26 protein-coding genes are annotated in these 15,824 nt (G+C 34.1%); 1 reads left to right on the top strand and 25 read right to left on the bottom strand.

From position 1 onward, the window contains the following. Position 1: 1 nt before the first annotated feature. From secY to rpsL, 25 genes are all read right to left on the bottom strand, one after another. Positions 2-1,354, bottom strand: a complete 1,353-nt coding sequence (gene secY / locus EM932_RS12910) for a preprotein translocase subunit SecY (RefSeq protein ID WP_135877607.1) — start codon at positions 1,352-1,354, stop codon at positions 2-4. A gap of 14 nt (positions 1,355-1,368) precedes the next feature. Beyond that, positions 1,369-1,821 (bottom strand): 50S ribosomal protein L15, encoded by a 453-nt coding sequence (gene rplO, locus EM932_RS12905; RefSeq protein ID WP_135877606.1) that lies wholly within the window; start codon positions 1,819-1,821, stop codon positions 1,369-1,371. A 13-nt stretch (positions 1,822-1,834) separates the two neighbouring features. After that, a complete protein-coding gene (gene rpmD, locus EM932_RS12900; RefSeq protein WP_054729595.1) occupies positions 1,835-2,017 on the bottom strand; it encodes a 50S ribosomal protein L30 in 183 nt (60 codons plus the stop codon). An 11-nt stretch (positions 2,018-2,028) separates the two neighbouring features. Further along, a complete protein-coding gene (gene rpsE, locus EM932_RS12895; RefSeq protein ID WP_135877605.1) occupies positions 2,029-2,553 on the bottom strand; it encodes a 30S ribosomal protein S5 in 525 nt (174 codons plus the stop codon). A 6-nt stretch (positions 2,554-2,559) separates the two neighbouring features. Beyond that, on the bottom strand, positions 2,560-2,916 hold the full coding sequence (gene rplR / locus EM932_RS12890) for a 50S ribosomal protein L18 (protein WP_135877604.1): 357 nt from the start codon (positions 2,914-2,916) through the stop codon (positions 2,560-2,562). 10 nt (positions 2,917-2,926) lie between these two features. Then, positions 2,927-3,469 (bottom strand): 50S ribosomal protein L6, encoded by a 543-nt coding sequence (gene rplF, locus EM932_RS12885; protein WP_135877603.1) that lies wholly within the window; start codon positions 3,467-3,469, stop codon positions 2,927-2,929. Between the two features lie 18 nt (positions 3,470-3,487). Next, complete coding sequence (gene rpsH / locus EM932_RS12880; RefSeq protein WP_135877602.1) at positions 3,488-3,886, bottom strand: 30S ribosomal protein S8; 399 nt, start codon at positions 3,884-3,886, stop codon at positions 3,488-3,490. A gap of 73 nt (positions 3,887-3,959) precedes the next feature. After that, complete coding sequence (gene rpsN, locus EM932_RS12875; protein WP_135877601.1) at positions 3,960-4,229, bottom strand: 30S ribosomal protein S14; 270 nt, start codon at positions 4,227-4,229, stop codon at positions 3,960-3,962. Positions 4,230-4,232: 3 nt separating this feature from the next. Beyond that, positions 4,233-4,784, bottom strand: a complete 552-nt coding sequence (gene rplE / locus EM932_RS12870) for a 50S ribosomal protein L5 (RefSeq protein WP_135877600.1) — start codon at positions 4,782-4,784, stop codon at positions 4,233-4,235. Positions 4,785-4,786: 2 nt separating this feature from the next. After that, complete coding sequence (gene rplX / locus EM932_RS12865) at positions 4,787-5,098, bottom strand: 50S ribosomal protein L24 (protein ID WP_135877599.1); 312 nt, start codon at positions 5,096-5,098, stop codon at positions 4,787-4,789. 14 nt (positions 5,099-5,112) lie between these two features. After that, entirely contained in the window at positions 5,113-5,481 is a 369-nt protein-coding gene (rplN, locus tag EM932_RS12860) for a 50S ribosomal protein L14 (protein WP_019386277.1), read from the bottom strand. Between the two features lie 2 nt (positions 5,482-5,483). Beyond that, positions 5,484-5,741 (bottom strand): 30S ribosomal protein S17, encoded by a 258-nt coding sequence (rpsQ, locus tag EM932_RS12855; protein ID WP_072399584.1) that lies wholly within the window; start codon positions 5,739-5,741, stop codon positions 5,484-5,486. A gap of 12 nt (positions 5,742-5,753) precedes the next feature. Further along, positions 5,754-5,945 (bottom strand): 50S ribosomal protein L29, encoded by a 192-nt coding sequence (gene rpmC, locus EM932_RS12850; protein ID WP_135877598.1) that lies wholly within the window; start codon positions 5,943-5,945, stop codon positions 5,754-5,756. Between the two features lie 13 nt (positions 5,946-5,958). Continuing rightward, on the bottom strand, positions 5,959-6,378 hold the full coding sequence (gene rplP, locus EM932_RS12845) for a 50S ribosomal protein L16 (RefSeq protein WP_135877597.1): 420 nt from the start codon (positions 6,376-6,378) through the stop codon (positions 5,959-5,961). Between the two features lie 21 nt (positions 6,379-6,399). After that, positions 6,400-7,125, bottom strand: coding sequence for a 30S ribosomal protein S3 (gene rpsC, locus EM932_RS12840; RefSeq protein WP_135877596.1), 726 nt, complete (start codon positions 7,123-7,125; stop codon positions 6,400-6,402). Positions 7,126-7,132: 7 nt separating this feature from the next. After that, positions 7,133-7,540 carry a 50S ribosomal protein L22 gene (rplV, locus tag EM932_RS12835; protein ID WP_135877595.1) on the bottom strand — a complete coding sequence of 136 codons (408 nt, stop codon included), beginning with the start codon at positions 7,538-7,540 and terminating at the stop codon, positions 7,133-7,135. A 6-nt stretch (positions 7,541-7,546) separates the two neighbouring features. Continuing rightward, on the bottom strand, positions 7,547-7,825 hold the full coding sequence (rpsS, locus tag EM932_RS12830; protein ID WP_042499126.1) for a 30S ribosomal protein S19: 279 nt from the start codon (positions 7,823-7,825) through the stop codon (positions 7,547-7,549). A gap of 3 nt (positions 7,826-7,828) precedes the next feature. After that, positions 7,829-8,656, bottom strand: coding sequence for a 50S ribosomal protein L2 (rplB, locus tag EM932_RS12825; RefSeq protein ID WP_135877594.1), 828 nt, complete (start codon positions 8,654-8,656; stop codon positions 7,829-7,831). Positions 8,657-8,666: 10 nt separating this feature from the next. Then, on the bottom strand, positions 8,667-8,957 hold the full coding sequence (gene rplW, locus EM932_RS12820; RefSeq protein ID WP_135877593.1) for a 50S ribosomal protein L23: 291 nt from the start codon (positions 8,955-8,957) through the stop codon (positions 8,667-8,669). A 7-nt stretch (positions 8,958-8,964) separates the two neighbouring features. Next, positions 8,965-9,594: a 50S ribosomal protein L4 gene (rplD, locus tag EM932_RS12815; protein WP_135877592.1), complete on the bottom strand. Its 630-nt coding sequence runs from the start codon at positions 9,592-9,594 to the stop codon at positions 8,965-8,967. After that, positions 9,594-10,211 carry a 50S ribosomal protein L3 gene (gene rplC / locus EM932_RS12810; protein ID WP_135877591.1) on the bottom strand — a complete coding sequence of 206 codons (618 nt, stop codon included), beginning with the start codon at positions 10,209-10,211 and terminating at the stop codon, positions 9,594-9,596. The genes rplD and rplC overlap by 1 nt, the downstream gene beginning before the upstream one ends. A gap of 191 nt (positions 10,212-10,402) precedes the next feature. After that, positions 10,403-10,708, bottom strand: coding sequence for a 30S ribosomal protein S10 (rpsJ, locus tag EM932_RS12805; RefSeq protein WP_007650482.1), 306 nt, complete (start codon positions 10,706-10,708; stop codon positions 10,403-10,405). Between the two features lie 11 nt (positions 10,709-10,719). After that, on the bottom strand, positions 10,720-12,846 hold the full coding sequence (fusA, locus tag EM932_RS12800; protein ID WP_135877590.1) for an elongation factor G: 2,127 nt from the start codon (positions 12,844-12,846) through the stop codon (positions 10,720-10,722). Between the two features lie 6 nt (positions 12,847-12,852). Then, positions 12,853-13,329, bottom strand: coding sequence for a 30S ribosomal protein S7 (rpsG, locus tag EM932_RS12795; RefSeq protein ID WP_135877589.1), 477 nt, complete (start codon positions 13,327-13,329; stop codon positions 12,853-12,855). A gap of 22 nt (positions 13,330-13,351) precedes the next feature. After that, positions 13,352-13,726 carry a 30S ribosomal protein S12 gene (gene rpsL, locus EM932_RS12790; RefSeq protein WP_102756994.1) on the bottom strand — a complete coding sequence of 125 codons (375 nt, stop codon included), beginning with the start codon at positions 13,724-13,726 and terminating at the stop codon, positions 13,352-13,354. A gap of 330 nt (positions 13,727-14,056) precedes the next feature. On the opposite strand from rpsL, the gene EM932_RS12785 reads away from it, so the two are divergent. Further along, positions 14,057-15,751 (top strand): POTRA domain-containing protein, encoded by a 1,695-nt coding sequence (locus tag EM932_RS12785; RefSeq protein WP_135877588.1) that lies wholly within the window; start codon positions 14,057-14,059, stop codon positions 15,749-15,751. The last annotated feature ends 73 nt before the right edge of the window (positions 15,752-15,824 follow it).

The following is a 15,824-nucleotide window of genomic DNA, read 5'->3' as shown; positions in this document are numbered from 1 at the left end:
ATTAAGCGCTAGCTTTTCTATTTTTACCAGTTTTCATCAAGCCATCATAATGTCTATTTAACAAGTATGAATTTACTTGTTGCATAGTGTCAATTGCAACTCCAACCATGATTAATAATGAGGTTCCTCCAAAAAATAATGCCCAACCTTGTTGTACATCCATAAGCTTAACAATAAATGCTGGGAACACAGCTATAAGTGCTAAAAATATAGATCCTGGTAAGGTTATTTGAGACATAATTTTATCAAGATATTCTGAAGTTTCAGAACCTGGACGAATACCAGGAATAAAACCACCACTACGTTTTAAATCGTCTGCCATTTTATTTGTTGGTACAGTGATCGCTGTATAGAAATATGTAAATACGATTATTAATAAAGCGAAAACTACATTATACCAAAAGCCAAACATACTTGCTGGACCAAGATTAGTAACTAACCAAGCTCCTACAGATGAATCTTTTAATAAATCTGTACCACCAATCATACCAGGCACAAACATAATAGCTTGTGCAAATATAATAGGCATTACTCCAGAAGCATTTAGCTTTAATGGAATGTATTGTCTTGAACCTGCCATAGCACTTTTCTCATAACCACCAGAAGCAGTTCTTCTTGCGTATTGTACAGCTATTTTTCTAACAGCCATAACAAGCATGATTGTAACTAAAATAATAACAAACCAAATAACTAATTCGAAAAGAATAAGCATCACGTTGTTACCTTCTAATCTAGTTGCGGCATTTTGAATAAATGACTGAGGTAATGTTGCAATAATACCAACCATAATTAATAATGAAATTCCATTACCTATTCCCTTATCTGTAATTTTTTCGCCTAACCACATGGCAAAAATACAGCCTGTGACTAAAATGCTTACTGATGAGAAATAGAACAAAGGTCCCGTTCCTAATAAAAAGGCACTTGGAGGAACACCTAAACTTGGTAAACTTGCTAAATAACCTGGTGCTTGTAATAAACAAATGGCAATAGTTAACCAACGTGTAATTTGATTAACTTTCTTTTGCCCACTGGCGCCTTCTTTTTGCAATTTTTGCAAATAAGGAATAGCTATCCCCATTAATTGTACAACAATAGAAGCTGAAATGTAAGGCATAATACCTAAGGCAAACACAGATGCTCTAGAAAAAGCGCCTCCAGTAAACTGGCTGAGTAATCCTAATAACCCTGTACTAGTACTGTCTCCTAAGGCTGCTAATTGCGCGGCATCAACACCTGGCAACGTCACCTGAGTACCAAAACGATAAACTAATAACAGTCCTAGTGTTACTATGATTCTGTTTCTTAGTTCCTCTATTTTCCAAACATTTTTAAGCGATTCTATAAACTTCATACCTTAATATGGTCTTATAATGTTATTGCTTCTCCACCAGCTGCTTCAATAGCTGCTTTTGCTGAAGCTGTAAATTTATGTGCAGATACTTTTAATTTTGCTTTTAACTCTCCTCTACCCATAATCTTAACTAGATCATTTTTTCCAGCTAAACGGTTTGAGAATAAAATTTCAAAATCTACTGTATCTTTTATTTTTTTATCATCAACCAATTGTTGTAAAGTATCTAAATTGATACCTTGATACTCAACACGGTTAATGTTTGTAAAACCAAATTTAGGAACACGTCTTTGAAGTGGCATTTGCCCGCCTTCAAATCCTAGTTTCTTAGAATAACCAGAACGCGACTTAGCTCCTTTGTGACCACGTGTCGCAGTACCACCTTTTCCAGAACCTTGTCCTCTACCTATTCTTTTCCCTTGATTTTTTACTGAACCTTCTGCAGGTTTTAAATTACTTAAATCCATTTTCAGTTTTATATTATTTTGTTTCTTCAACAGAAACTAAATGTGAAACTTTAGCAACCATACCTAAGATATTAGGTGTAGCTTCATGCTCTTTTACTTGACCAATCTTTTTAAGACCAAGAGCTTCTAAAGTTCTTTTTTGTCTTTGCGTACGATTGATTGCGCTTTTAACTTTTGTTACTTTAATCTTTGCCATCTTTGATGTTATTAAGCGTTAAAAACTTGTTCAAGTGAAATACCTCTATCTCTAGCAATTGCATTAGCATCTCTTAATTGTAATAAAGCATCAAATGTTGCTTTTACTACATTATGAGGATTGGAAGATCCTTGAGATTTTGATAATACATCATGTACACCAACAGCCTCAAGAACAGTTCTAACAGCACCACCAGCAATGACTCCTGTACCAGGAGCTGCAGGTATAATATTTACTCTTGCTCCACCATATTTCCCTTTTTGTTCATGCGGTAAAGTTCCTTTAATAATAGGAATTCTTACTAGGTTTTTCTTAGCATCCTCAACGGCTTTTGCAATAGCACTAGCAACGTCTTTAGATTTTCCTAAACCTTGACCTACTACACCTGCTTCATCACCAACTACAACAATTGCTGAAAAACCAAATGCTCTACCACCTTTAGTTACTTTTGTAACTCTTTGTACACCAACTAAACGATCTTTAAGATCTAATCCACCTGGTTTTACTAACTCTGCACTTTTATATTTTTGAAACATAATATTCTAGAATTTAAGTCCTGCTTCTCTAGCTCCTTCAGCTAATGATTTTACTCTACCGTGATATAAATAACCACCTCTATCGAAAGCGATTGTTTCTACACCTGCTTTTAAAGCTCTCTCAGCTATTGTCTTTCCTACTAGGGTAGCAATTTCTGATTTAGTACCTTTTGCAGAACTAATATCTTTATCTCTTGAAGATGCAGCACTGATAGTTGTACCATTTACGTCATCCACAATTTGAGCATAAATTTCTTTATTACTTCTAAAAACAGTTAGTCTTGGTCTAGCTTCTGTTCCAGAAACTATCTTACGAATTCTGTTTTTAATCCTTTGTCTTCTTTGATTCTTTGTTAATGCCATAACTATTTTATTAAGCTGATTTACCTGCTTTTCTTCTTATTTCTTCACCAACAAACTTAATTCCTTTTCCTTTGTAAGGTTCAGGTTTTCTAAATCCGCGGATTTTCGCAGCTACTTGACCAACAAGTTGTTTATCGAATGATGTTAACTTTACTAATGGATTCTTTCCTTTTTCTGAAACTGTTTCAACTTTTACTTCTGGAGCAATGTTTAAAACAATATTATGAGAAAAACCTAAAGCTAAATCTAATTTTTGTCCTTGGCTAGATGCTCTATAACCTACACCAACAAGTTCTAATTCTTTAGTCCATCCTTTAGATACACCTTCGACCATGTTATCCATTAATGATCTGTATAAACCGTGCTTAGCTTTTTGATCTTTAGAGTCAGAAGAACGTGTTACTAAAACGTTTCCATCTTCAACTTTAATTTCTACAGTATCGAACTCTTGAGTTAATTCACCCAATTTACCTTTTACTGTTACGACGTTATCCTTTACTTCTACTGTAACTCCTTCTGGAATTGCAATTGGGTTATTTCCTATTCTTGACATTTCTTTCTCCCTTTTAGATTAGTAAACGTAACATAATACTTCGCCACCTACATTATCTCTTCTAGCTTGTTTACCAGTCATTACTCCATGAGAAGTTGAAACGATGGCAATACCAAGACCATTAAGGATTCTAGGCAATTCTTTAGAACCAGCATACTTACGTAAACCTGGTTTACTAATTCTTTGAAGTTTCTTAATTACAGGTTCTTTTGTTTCTTTATTGTACTTAAGTGCTATTTTAATAGTCCCTTGTACGGTTGAATCGTCAAACTTGTAGCTTAAAATATATCCTTGTTCGAATAATATTTTAGTGATGTCTTTTTTTAAGTTAGATGCTGGAATCTCAACCACTCTGTGGTTGGCTCGTATTGCATTTCTAACTCTCGTAAGATAATCCGATATTGGATCTGTATACATATTTATTAATTTGCGGTAGTGGTTTTCAAAAGAACCCTTCTTTTGAACCTAAAACCAATTTATAATTCTTTTTTTACCAACTTGCTTTTCTAACACCAGGTATTAATCCTTGGTTAGCCATTTCTCTAAATGTTACACGAGAAATCCCAAAGTTTCTCATATACCCCTTAGGTCTTCCTGTTAATTTGCATCTGTTGTGCATACGAATAGGAGAAGCGTTTTTAGGTAACTTTTGTAATGCTTCGTAATCTCCAGCTTCTTTTAAAGCTTTACGTTTCTCAGCATATTTAGCTACTGTTTTTGCTCTTTTAACCTCACGGGCTTTCATTGATTCTTTAGCCATAACTTAGTTCTTTTTAAAAGGTAACCCTAGTTCTGTTAATAATGATTTTGCTTCTTTATCTGTATCAGCAGATGTTACAAATGTAATATCCATTCCAGAAATTTTATTAACCTTATCGATGTTAATTTCTGGGAATATAATTTGCTCAGTAACTCCTAAATTGTAGTTACCTCTACCATCAAATCCAGTTGCTTTTATACCATTAAAGTCTCTAACACGTGGTAACGCAGAAGTAACTAAACGGTCTAAGAATTCATACATTCTTTCTCCACGTAAAGTAACTTTTGCGCCAATTGGCATCCCTTTACGTAATTTGAATGATGCAACATCCTTTTTAGATAATGTTGATATAGCTTTTTGTCCAGATATAGTAGTTAATTCTTCTACTGCGTAGTCGATTAACTTTTTGTCTGCTACTGCTGCTCCAACTCCTTTAGATATTACAATCTTTTTAAGTACTGGAACTTGCATAACATTCTTATATCCAAATTCTTCTGTAAGAGCTGCAATTACTCTGCTTTTATACTCTTCTTTAAGTCTAGGTGAATATGCCATAACTATATTACTTCATTAGATTTTGTTGAAAATCTTACTTTCTTATCGCCTTCTACTCTATAACCTACTCTAGTTGTTTCTCCGTTTGAAGTTAACAATGATAAGTTTGAAATATGAATAGGAGCTTCTTTTTCAACGATTCCTCCTTGAGGACTTTGTGCACTTGGCTTTGTATGTTTCTTAACCATGTTTACACCCTCAACGATCGCTTTGTTCTTATCTATTAATACCTTTTGTACTTTACCTTCAGATCCTTTATGATCTCCAGCAATTACTTTAACAGTATCTCCAGTTTTTATTTTAAGCTTTGTCATCTTAAATTAATGTATTAAAGCACCTCTGGTGCTAATGATACAATTTTCATGAATTGTTTATCACGAAGTTCTCTAGCAACAGGACCAAATACACGTGTTCCTCTCATTTCACCCGTTGGGTTTAATAAAACACAAGCATTATCGTCGAATCTAATATAAGATCCATCAGGTCTTCTTACTTCTTTTTTAGTACGAACAACAACTGCAGTTGAAACAGCACCTTTTTTAATGTTTCCATTAGGTGTTGCATCTTTAACTGAAACAACTATTTTGTCTCCTACAGAAGCATATCTTCTTTTAGTACCACCTAGAACACGTATTGTTAATACTTCTTTTGCTCCAGTGTTATCTGCTACCTTTAATCTTGATTCTTGCTGTACCATAATTATTTAGCTCTTTCTATGATTTCAACTAATCTCCAACATTTAGATTTACTTAAAGGTCTTGTTTCCATGATCTTTACAGTATCTCCAATATTACAATCGTTTGTTTCGTCGTGAGCAACATATTTTTTTGTTTTTAACACGAACTTACCATACATAGGGTGCTTTACTTTTTTAACCTCTGCAACAACTATTGATTTTTGCATTTTGTTACTAGTAACAACTCCTATACGTTCTTTTCTTAAATTTCTTGTTTCCATCTTTCAGCAGAATTATTGTAATTCTCTTTTAGTTAATTCTGTCGCAATTCTAGCTACTGTACGTCTTATACCACGTAACTGAATTGGATTTTCTAAAGGAGATATTGCATGAGCCATTTTTAGGTCTGAATAACTTTTTTTAGTCTCACCAAGTTTTTCTTGTAACTCAGCTGTTGATAATTCTTTAATTTCTGATTGTTTCATAATATCAAATAAATTATGCTTCGTAATCGCGAGCAATTAAAAACTTAGTTTTTACTGGTAATTTTTGCGCTGCTAAACGTAATGCTTCTTTAGCAATATCTAACGGCACACCACCAATTTCAAATAAAACACGACCTGGTCTACAAACGGCTACCCAATATTCAACGGCACCTTTACCTTTACCCATACGTACTTCAAGAGGCTTTTTTGTGATAGGCTTGTCTGGAAATATTTTAATCCAAAGTTGCCCTTCTCTTTTCATGTAACGTGTAGCGGCAATACGAGCTGCTTCAATTTGACGTGACGTTATAAAAGTTGCGTCTAATGCTTTTATTCCAAAAGTCCCGTAAGAAAGTTGATGCCCTCTTCCAGAGAGCCCTTTCATACGTCCTTTTTGTTGCTTACGAAATTTTGTTCTTTTAGGCTGTAACATTTTTCTTTACTTTATAAAAAATTACTTTCTACGACGAGGATTGGATTTATTTCCACCACGTCCTCCTGCTCCACCTTTTCCTTGCTTTTTGGATAGACCAACTAGCGGAGAAAGCTCTCTTTTTCCATATACTTCACCTTTCATGATCCATACTTTAACACCCAATCTACCATAAGTAGTGTGTGCCTCAACTAAAGCATAATCAATATCAGCTCTGAATGTAGATAAAGGAATACGCCCTTCTTTGTAGTGTTCTGAACGTGCCATTTCAGCACCATTTAAACGACCACTAATCTGGATTTTAATTCCTTCAGCATTCATACGCATTGTAGCAGCGATAGCCATCTTTATTGCACGTCTGTATGAAATTCTGTTTTCAATTTGACGAGCAATACTAGATCCTACTAAAAATGCATCAAGTTCAGGTCTTTTAATTTCAAAGATGTTAATCTGAACTTCTTTTCCAGTAATTTTTTTAAGCTCTTCTTTTAACTTGTCTACCTCTTGTCCGCCTTTTCCAATAATAATACCTGGTCTTGCTGTAGTGATAGTAACGGTTACAAGTTTTAAAGTTCTTTCAATAATTACTCTACTTACACTAGCTTTAGATAAACGTGCGTGAACGTATTTTCTAATTTTATCGTCTTCGGCAATCTTATCTCCATAATCATTACCTCCATACCAGTTAGATTCCCATCCTCTGATAATTCCTAAGCGATTCCCGATTGGATTTGTTTTTTGTCCCATATCTATCTTAGCTTTGTGTATTATTGTTAGCTCCAACTACGATTGTTACGTGGTTTGAACGTTTTCTAATTCTGTGCGCACGACCTTGTGGTGCTGGACGTAATCTTTTTAACATAGACCCGCTATCAACTTTAATCTCTTTCACTACCAATTCAGCCTCTTCAATATTAGCCTCTTCATTTTTAGATTGCCAGTTTGCAATTGCAGACAATAACAATTTTTCTAAACGACCAGAAGCTTCTTTTTGGTTGAATTTTAAGATATTAAGTGCATGTTCTACTTTTTCACCTCTTACTAAATCGGCTACTAAACGCATTTTTCTCGGTGATGTAGGACAGTTATTAAGTTTAGCAAAAGCAACGTGCTTTTTTGCTTCCTTAATAGCGTCTGCCATTTGTTTTTTACGACTTCCCATAGCTTACTACTTTTTACCTTTATTTTTAGCACCTGCATGTCCACGGAATGAACGTGTCGGTGAAAATTCTCCTAACTTATGACCTACCATGTTTTCTGTTACATAAACAGGCACAAATTGACGGCCATTGTGTACTGCTATTGTTTGTCCAACAAAATCTGGAGTAATCATACTAGCTCTTGACCAAGTTTTGATTACTGTTTTCTTGTTAGATTCAACATTAACAGCTACTTTCTTTTCTAATTTATAATGAACGTAAGGTCCTTTTTTTAATGATCTTGCCATGTCTTATTTCTTTCTACGTTCTACAATATATTTATTACTTGCTTTAGTCTTAGAACGTGTTCTATAACCTTTAGCTGGAATACCGTTTCTTGAACGAGGGTGTCCTCCTGAAGATTTACCTTCACCACCGCCCATTGGGTGATCAACTGGATTCATAACTACTGGTCTTGTACGTGGTCTTCTTCCTAACCATCTTGTTCTACCTGCTTTACCACCAACTATTAATTGATGATCTGAGTTAGAAACAACACCTATTGTAGCCATACAGTTAGCAAGAATTAATCTTGTTTCTCCTGAAGGTAATTTAATAGTAGCAAACTTACCATCTCTTGCCATTAACTGTGCAAAAGCACCAGCGCTACGAGCCATGACAGCTCCTTGCCCAGGACGTAATTCTACACAAGAAATAATAGTTCCTAATGGAATTTCACTTAATGGCATTGCATTTCCAATTTCTGGACCAACACCTTCTAAACCAGATACCACATTTTGCCCAACTTGTAAACCGTTTTGAGCAATAATATATCTTTTTTCGCCATCTTGATAATTCAATAATGCGATAAAAGCGGTTCTGTTTGGATCGTACTCGATAGACTTAACTTCTGCTGGAATTCCAACTTTGTCACGTTTAAAATCGATAATACGATACTTTTTCTTATGACCTCCACCTATATAGCGCATGGTCATTTTTCCTTGACTGTTTCTACCACCAGACCTTTTATTCGGAACGAGTAAACTCTTTTCCGGCTTATCAGTAGTAATAGCGTCATAACCATTTACTACTCTAAATCGCTGTCCTGGTGTGATTGGTTTTAATTTTCTTACTGACATTGTTGTCTAATTACATGTTACTGTATAAATCAATCATTTCACCTTCCGCCAGTTGTACAATTGCTTTTTTAACAGCATTTGTTTTACCATGTTGAATACCTGTTTTTGTAAAACGGGTTCTTCTATCTGGACGGACATTTATAGTACGAACTTTTTCAACAGAAACACCATAAGCAGCTTCCACCGCTTTTTTAATTTCTACCTTGTTCGCCTTTGTCTTCACCGCGAAAGTATAGCAGTTTCTTAACTCGCTATCTGCAGTCGCTTTTTCTGTGATTATAGGTTTAATTAAGATACTCATCTGTTTCTTATTTACTTAAGTTTGTTTCAATTCCTTCTAAGGCACCTTCTAAAAGCACTACTTGATTTGCATTTAAAATTTTATAAGTGCTTAATTCTGAAGAAGTTACAACTTCAGATCTTTTTAAATTGCGCGATGACAAATATACGTTATTATTTGACCCACCCAACACAAACAGAGATTTTTTGTTTTCAAGCTCTAAGGCTTTTAAAATCGCTGTAAAGTTTTTCGTTTTTGGAGCATCAAAATTAAAGTCTTCTAGAACCGTAATTGACTTCTCTCCTGCTTTGATACTTAATGCAGATTTACGTGCTAAACGCTTAACATTTTTATTAAGTTTAAAGCTGTAATTTCTTGGTCTTGGACCGAACATACGACCTCCACCTTTAAATACACCAGACTTAATACTACCTGCTCTTGCTGTACCAGTTCCTTTTTGCTTTTTAATCTTACGTGTACTTCCAGCAATCTCACCTCTTTCTTTAGATTTGTGAGTTCCTTGACGTTGGTTTGCTAAATATTGTTTAACATCCAAATATACAGCGTGATTATTAGGGGCAATAGCGAACACATCTTTAGAAAGGTCTGCCTTTCTACCTGTGTCTTTTCCGTTTATATCTAAAACTGCTACTTTCATTATTTTCTAATAATTACATAAGCGTTTTTGTGTCCAGGTACACACCCTTTAACAACAAGTAGATTCTTTTCAGGAACTACTTTTAAAACTCTTAAATTTTGAACTTTTATTGTTTCTCCACCCATTCTTCCGGCCATTTTCATGCCTTTAAAAACTCTTGCAGGGTAAGATGCAGCTCCTATTGATCCTGGCGCTCTTAAACGGTTATGTTGACCATGAGTAGCTTGACCTACACCACCGAAACCATGACGTTTTACAACACCTTGAAATCCTTTACCTTTAGATGTTCCTGCGATATCAACAAATTCACCTTCAGTGAAATGTTCAACAGTGATTGCATCTCCTAATTTGTACTCCTCCTCAAAACCTTTGAATTCAACAACTTTGCGTTTTACAGAAGTACCCGCTTTTTTAGCATGACCTAAGTCTGCTTTAGTAGCGCTTTTTTCTGTCGCGTCATCGAAACCAAGTTGGACAGCTTCATAACCATCAACTTCTTCGGTTCTGACTTGGGTAACGATACATGGTCCAGCTTCGATTACTGTACATGGCATATTCTTACCATTTTCATCGAAGATGCTGGTCATACCGATTTTTTTTCCAATTAACCCAGACATATTATTATTTATTAATTATTATTATTTCGTTGAAACAAGTTTCAACATTACCTATTTAAAAAATTTCAGGGACAAAATACCTTTCGTCCCTGAAATGCATTTTTCCGTTTTTCCTTCGCTCGCAGCTCTGGACATGTCTTGAAACTTCTAGTTTCAATTTATGAGATTCCTGCCTTCGCAGGAATGACAAATTATACTTTAATCTCTACTTCAACGCCACTTGGTAATTCAAGCTTCATTAACGCATCAATTGTTTTTGATGACGAAGAGTAAATATCTAATAATCTCTTATAAGAGCTTAATTGAAATTGTTCTCTTGATTTCTTGTTTACGTGTGGAGAACGTAATACAGTGAAAATTTTCTTGTGTGTTGGTAAAGGAATTGGTCCAGTTACAACAGCACCAGTACTTTTTACTGTTTTTACAATCTTGTCAGCAGACTTGTCTACTAAGTTATGATCGTAAGACTTTAATTTTATTCTAATTTTTTGACTCATTTTCTTAACTTTTAAGATTGTTCTCCTTTAGCTGCTTTGATAACTTCTTCAGATATATTTGAAGGTGTTTCAGCGTAGTGTGAAAATTCCATTGTTGATGTTGCACGGCCTGAAGACAATGTTCTTAATGTTGTAACATATCCAAACATTTCAGATAATGGCACAGTTGCTTTTACAGTTTTTGCACCAGCTCTGTCACCCATATCACTTACTTGTCCTCTTCTTCTATTTAAATCGCCTACAATATCACCCATATTTTCTTCAGGAGTAATTACCTCAAGTTTCATTATAGGCTCCATAACAACTGCTTTTGCAGCTTTTGCAGCATTTTTAAATCCAATCTTTGCAGCTAATTCGAAAGATAGTTGATCAGAATCCACATCATGGTAAGATCCATCTTTCAAGGTTACTTTCATAGCATCAATTTCATATCCTGCTAAAGGTCCGTTAACCATTGCCATTTTAAATCCTTTTTCAATTGAAGGGATAAATTCTTTAGGAACGTTACCACCTTTAATTGTTGAAATAAATTCAAGACCTGTTTTACCTTCTTCAGCTGGCTCAACCGTAAATACGATATCGGCAAATTTACCACGACCACCAGATTGTTTCTTATAAACTTCTCTATGATCAGCCGCTTGTGTAATAGCTTCTTTGTATTCAACTTGTGGTTGCCCTTGATTAACCTCAACTTTGAATTCTCGTTTTAAACGATCAACAATTACATCTAAGTGAAGCTCACCCATTCCAGAAATAATAGTCTGTCCTGAAGCTTCATCTGAACGTACAGTAAATGTAGGATCTTCTTCAGCTAACTTAGCTAAACCAATACCTAACTTATCAACGTCTGCTTTAGTTTTTGGTTCAACCGCAATACCAATTACTGGATCTGGGAAGTCCATAGATTCTAAAACAATAGGATGTTTTTCAGATGAAAGTGTATCTCCTGTTTTGATAGATTTAAATCCAACAGCAGCTCCAATATCACCAGCTTCTATATAATCAATTGCATTTTGCTTGTTAGCGTGCATTTGATAGATACGAGAAATACGTTCTTTTTTACCTGAACGATTATTTAGCACGTAAGAACCAGCATCTAAACGACCTGAATACGCTCTAAAGAATGCTAAACGACCAACAAAAGGATCGGTAGCAATTTTAAATGCTAAAGCAGCAAATGGCTCCTTTACATCAGGCTTACGTAGAATTTCTTCTCCAGAATCTGGATCTGTACCTACAATACCTTCTTTATCTGTTGGAGAAGGCAAATAACGACATACAGCATCTAATAAGAACTGAACACCTTTATTTTTAAATGCAGAACCACAAATCATTGGAATGATAGCCATATCCATCACAGCAGCTCTAAGTGCAGCATGCACTTCTTCTTCTGTAATTGAATCTTCATCTTCCATGAATTTCTCTAAAAGATTCTCGTCATAACCAGCAACTTCTTCAATAAGTAGTGCACGGTATTTACGAGCTTCTTCTTTCAATTCCTCTGGAATCTCAACAACATCAAAAGTTGCCCCTTGAGTTTCATCATGCCAAACAATGGCTCTATTTTTAACTAAATCTATAATACCTTTAAAATCTATTTCGTCACCAATGTTCAAAACGATTGGCACTGCATTAGATTTTAACATATCTTTTACTTGTTGACAAACACCTAAAAAGTTAGATCCCTGACGGTCCATTTTATTAACGAACCCAATTCTAGGCACTTTATAGTTATCTGCTAGTCTCCAGTTAGTTTCAGATTGTGGTTCAACACCATCAACTGCACTAAATAAGAATACTAAGCCATCAAGTACACGTAATGAACGATTTACTTCAACTGTAAAATCTACGTGACCCGGTGTGTCAATTATATTAAAGTGATATCCTTTAGTGTCTGGTGTTGGTTCTCCATTCTCAATTGGAAATTCCCACTCACAAGTTGTCGCTGCAGAAGTAATTGTAATACCTCTTTCTTGCTCTTGCTCCATCCAGTCCATTGTAGCAGCACCATCATGTACTTCTCCAATTTTATGAGATACACCTGTATAATAAAGAATACGCTCTGTAGTAGTAGTTTTTCCTGCATCAATGTGAGCAGCAATACCTATATTTCTAGTGAATTTTAAATCTCTTGCCATGTCGTATTAAAATCTAAAGTGAGAGAATGCTTTGTTTGCTTCTGCCATTTTGTGAGTATCAACTCTTTTCTTAACGGCTGCTCCTTCTTCTTTAGCTGCTGCTAAAATTTCTGAAGCTAAACGATTAGCCATAGATTTTTCGTTTCTTTTACGTGCATAGCTAATTAGCCATTTCATTGCTGTAGAAACTTTACGATCTGGACGAATCTGCATTGGAATTTGGAATGTTGCACCACCAACACGACGACTACGTACTTCTACGTGAGGCATCACATTTGATAAAGCATCTTTCCAAGTTTCTAAAGCTGTTTTTTCTTCGTCAGTTTTTTTCGAATCTACAATATCAATGGCATCGTAGAATACTTTAAAAGCGACAGACTTCTTTCCATCCCACATCATCATATTAACGAAACGAGTTACTAACTGATCGTTAAAACGTGGATCTGGTAAAAGCGGTCTCTTTTTTGCTGCTCTTTTTCTCATGTCTTCTTCTTAAAGTTTTAAATTACTTCTTAGGGCGTTTTGCACCATACTTAGATCTACGTTGTGTTCTACCTGAAACACCTGCGGTGTCTAAAGCACCACGTACGATGTGATATCTAACTCCTGGCAAATCTTTTACCCTTCCACCTCTAACCAATACTATCGAGTGCTCTTGTAGATTGTGTCCTTCTCCACCAATGTATGCATTCACCTCGTTACCGTTTGTTAAACGAACCCTTGCTACCTTACGCATTGCTGAGTTTGGTTTTTTAGGAGTTGTCGTGTAAACACGAGTACACACACCACGTCTTTGCGGACAAGAATCTAAAGCAGCCGATTTACTCTTCTTGGTTATTTTGGCTCTTCCTGTTCTTACTAATTGTGAAATTGTTGGCATATATATTATATATAAATTTTAAAATCCTCTTCTAAGAGGGCTGCAAAGGTAGAAATTAAAATTAATAATTCAAACCCTAAATCATTAATTTTCACATCCTAATGAATTTTTATTTTTTACTTGATACTCCGACCACATTCAGCTCAAGTTTCAATCACTTTATTTACCTAAACACTTGTCTAATTCTAACCTTAAAACAATTAACTATTATTAGACATTTTTTCACAAAAAACACAAAACGTTTTTAATAGAATTCAAAAATTATCTCGTCCGCTATATTATAAGTCTATGTTTTCCGTTAGATTTACACAATAAACAGCTAGCTATAAAGTGAAAAAAGTTTCTTTTTTACTCCTTATTATATATATTCTTTTTTCTTCGGAATTGTTTTGCCAAAATTTACACCTGAAAATTGATGGTAATACTGAACATGAAACTAGTACTATAGATTCTTTAAGCTATACTAAAACTCATAAAGATTATAGTTCTATTAAGCATGAGATCGATTCTACTCAAAAAAGACTTTTTAAAATAGGATATATTGAAAATGAGTTAAAAAATATTACTAAGATAAATGACTCATCATTCAAAACTCAAATACATTTAAAAAAGAAATTTAACACCATATATATATACTATAATGAAACTGAAATTGAACGCTCCCTTTTAGAGCCCATTTCAAAAAATATTTTTGATGATTATTTCGAACTAGAATTTAGCAAAATTGAAAGCACTCTAAATTTTATTAATTCTAAAATTTCAGATGAAGGATTTCCTTTTTCAAAATTGTACTTATCAAATATTAAAGTTAAGGATACTTCTGATTTATCAGCAGAATTGATTATCAAATCGGAAACAAAGAAAAGAATTATTAGCAATATCATAATTAAAGGTTATGAAAAATTTCCCCGTTCCTATCTAAAACACTTTTTGAAAATTAAGCCTTCTCAAGTTTTCGATTTAACTAAAATTAAAAACAAGACGAATCAACTAAACAATTTAAGGTTCGCTAACGAAATAAAGTCTCCAGAAGTTTTGTTTTCTAAAGACTCTACAACTCTGTATTTATATCTTGAAAAAGCAAAAAGCAACTCTTTTGATGGCTTTTTAGGTTTTGGAACTAATGAAGAAACAAACCAATTAGAGTTTGATGGTTACTTAAATTTAAATTTAACCAATAATTTAAACTTTGGCGAATCATTTAAACTATTATACAAAAGTGATGAAAATGATCAAAAAACATTTCAAGCTGATTTAACACTCCCCTATTTGCTTAAATCACCTATCGGGATTGATTTAGGATTACGGATTTTTAAAAAAGATTCATCCTTCACAACCATAAACCAAGCATTAAAACTACATTATCAAATAAATTCTAAGCATAAAATTTATACCGGTCTTCTTTCTACCGAGTCAAATAATTTATTAACAGAAAATACTTCACTGGCAATTTCAGATTATAAAACGCAATATTACTCATTTGCATACGAGTTCATAAAACCACAACCATACAATTTACTATTTTCAATAAATTCTAAGCTATATCTAGAAACAAATTTTGGAGAAAGAAAAGCACTCAACACCCAAGAAAAACAATCTCACTTTTCTATTGATGCCTTTAAAATCTTTAACTTAAATAGAAAAAACAGTGTGTTTTTAAGATTGAACGGTGCTTCCTTAAATTCTAATACTTATTTCGAAAATGAATTACTAAGATTTGGAGGCATAAACTCTATTAGGGGATTTGAAGAAAACAGCCTGTTTTCCTCTTTATTCGGTTTAATTAACACAGAATACAGGTACCAGCTTAACAATTCAATTTACATTCACTCTATTATAGATGCTGCCTATTTTGAAAATAAAATTATAGACACCAAAGAAAAACTTTTCGGATATGGATTTGGATTTGGTATCCTTACACAAGCTGGATTATTTAGGTTTAATTATGCAAATGGTAAAAGTGAAAATCAAAAATTTAAACTCTCCAATTCTAAAATACATATAAGTTTAATAGCAAATTTCTAACTTTTGTTATGTTTTCTTCATATATTTCTTATTCTCAAACTCATTTTAGACTTTTTGGATTTAAGCGAAAATT

The sequence above is a fragment of the Flavivirga rizhaonensis genome, from assembly GCF_004791695.1.
Lineage (GTDB): Bacteria > Bacteroidota > Bacteroidia > Flavobacteriales > Flavobacteriaceae > Flavivirga > Flavivirga rizhaonensis.
This window is presented reverse-complemented; position numbering and strand designations above follow the sequence as displayed.

What these genes read in the sequence shown, in the direction of transcription:
- secY (WP_135877607.1), bottom strand. Translation starts at nt 1,354, where the DNA reads ATGAAGTTTATAGAATCGCTTAAAAATGTTTGGAAAATAGAGGAACTA.
- rplO (WP_135877606.1), bottom strand. Translation starts at nt 1,821, where the DNA reads ATGGATTTAAGTAATTTAAAACCTGCAGAAGGTTCAGTAAAAAATCAA.
- rpmD (WP_054729595.1), bottom strand. Translation starts at nt 2,017, where the DNA reads ATGGCAAAGATTAAAGTAACAAAAGTTAAAAGCGCAATCAATCGTACG.
- rpsE (WP_135877605.1), bottom strand. Translation starts at nt 2,553, where the DNA reads ATGTTTCAAAAATATAAAAGTGCAGAGTTAGTAAAACCAGGTGGATTA.
- rplR (WP_135877604.1), bottom strand. Translation starts at nt 2,916, where the DNA reads ATGGCATTAACAAAGAATCAAAGAAGACAAAGGATTAAAAACAGAATT.
- rplF (WP_135877603.1), bottom strand. Translation starts at nt 3,469, where the DNA reads ATGTCAAGAATAGGAAATAACCCAATTGCAATTCCAGAAGGAGTTACA.
- rpsH (WP_135877602.1), bottom strand. Translation starts at nt 3,886, where the DNA reads ATGTATACAGATCCAATATCGGATTATCTTACGAGAGTTAGAAATGCA.
- rpsN (WP_135877601.1), bottom strand. Translation starts at nt 4,229, where the DNA reads ATGGCTAAAGAATCAATGAAAGCCCGTGAGGTTAAAAGAGCAAAAACA.
- rplE (WP_135877600.1), bottom strand. Translation starts at nt 4,784, where the DNA reads ATGGCATATTCACCTAGACTTAAAGAAGAGTATAAAAGCAGAGTAATT.
- rplX (WP_135877599.1), bottom strand. Translation starts at nt 5,098, where the DNA reads ATGACAAAGCTTAAAATAAAAACTGGAGATACTGTTAAAGTAATTGCT.
- rplN (WP_019386277.1), bottom strand. Translation starts at nt 5,481, where the DNA reads ATGGTACAGCAAGAATCAAGATTAAAGGTAGCAGATAACACTGGAGCA.
- rpsQ (WP_072399584.1), bottom strand. Translation starts at nt 5,741, where the DNA reads ATGGAAACAAGAAATTTAAGAAAAGAACGTATAGGAGTTGTTACTAGT.
- rpmC (WP_135877598.1), bottom strand. Translation starts at nt 5,945, where the DNA reads ATGAAACAATCAGAAATTAAAGAATTATCAACAGCTGAGTTACAAGAA.
- rplP (WP_135877597.1), bottom strand. Translation starts at nt 6,378, where the DNA reads ATGTTACAGCCTAAAAGAACAAAATTTCGTAAGCAACAAAAAGGACGT.
- rpsC (WP_135877596.1), bottom strand. Translation starts at nt 7,125, where the DNA reads ATGGGACAAAAAACAAATCCAATCGGGAATCGCTTAGGAATTATCAGA.
- rplV (WP_135877595.1), bottom strand. Translation starts at nt 7,540, where the DNA reads ATGGGAAGTCGTAAAAAACAAATGGCAGACGCTATTAAGGAAGCAAAA.
- rpsS (WP_042499126.1), bottom strand. Translation starts at nt 7,825, where the DNA reads ATGGCAAGATCATTAAAAAAAGGACCTTACGTTCATTATAAATTAGAA.
- rplB (WP_135877594.1), bottom strand. Translation starts at nt 8,656, where the DNA reads ATGTCAGTAAGAAAATTAAAACCAATCACACCAGGACAGCGATTTAGA.
- rplW (WP_135877593.1), bottom strand. Translation starts at nt 8,957, where the DNA reads ATGAGTATCTTAATTAAACCTATAATCACAGAAAAAGCGACTGCAGAT.
- rplD (WP_135877592.1), bottom strand. Translation starts at nt 9,594, where the DNA reads ATGAAAGTAGCAGTTTTAGATATAAACGGAAAAGACACAGGTAGAAAG.
- rplC (WP_135877591.1), bottom strand. Translation starts at nt 10,211, where the DNA reads ATGTCTGGGTTAATTGGAAAAAAAATCGGTATGACCAGCATCTTCGAT.
- rpsJ (WP_007650482.1), bottom strand. Translation starts at nt 10,708, where the DNA reads ATGAGTCAAAAAATTAGAATAAAATTAAAGTCTTACGATCATAACTTA.
- fusA (WP_135877590.1), bottom strand. Translation starts at nt 12,846, where the DNA reads ATGGCAAGAGATTTAAAATTCACTAGAAATATAGGTATTGCTGCTCAC.
- rpsG (WP_135877589.1), bottom strand. Translation starts at nt 13,329, where the DNA reads ATGAGAAAAAGAGCAGCAAAAAAGAGACCGCTTTTACCAGATCCACGT.
- rpsL (WP_102756994.1), bottom strand. Translation starts at nt 13,726, where the DNA reads ATGCCAACAATTTCACAATTAGTAAGAACAGGAAGAGCCAAAATAACC.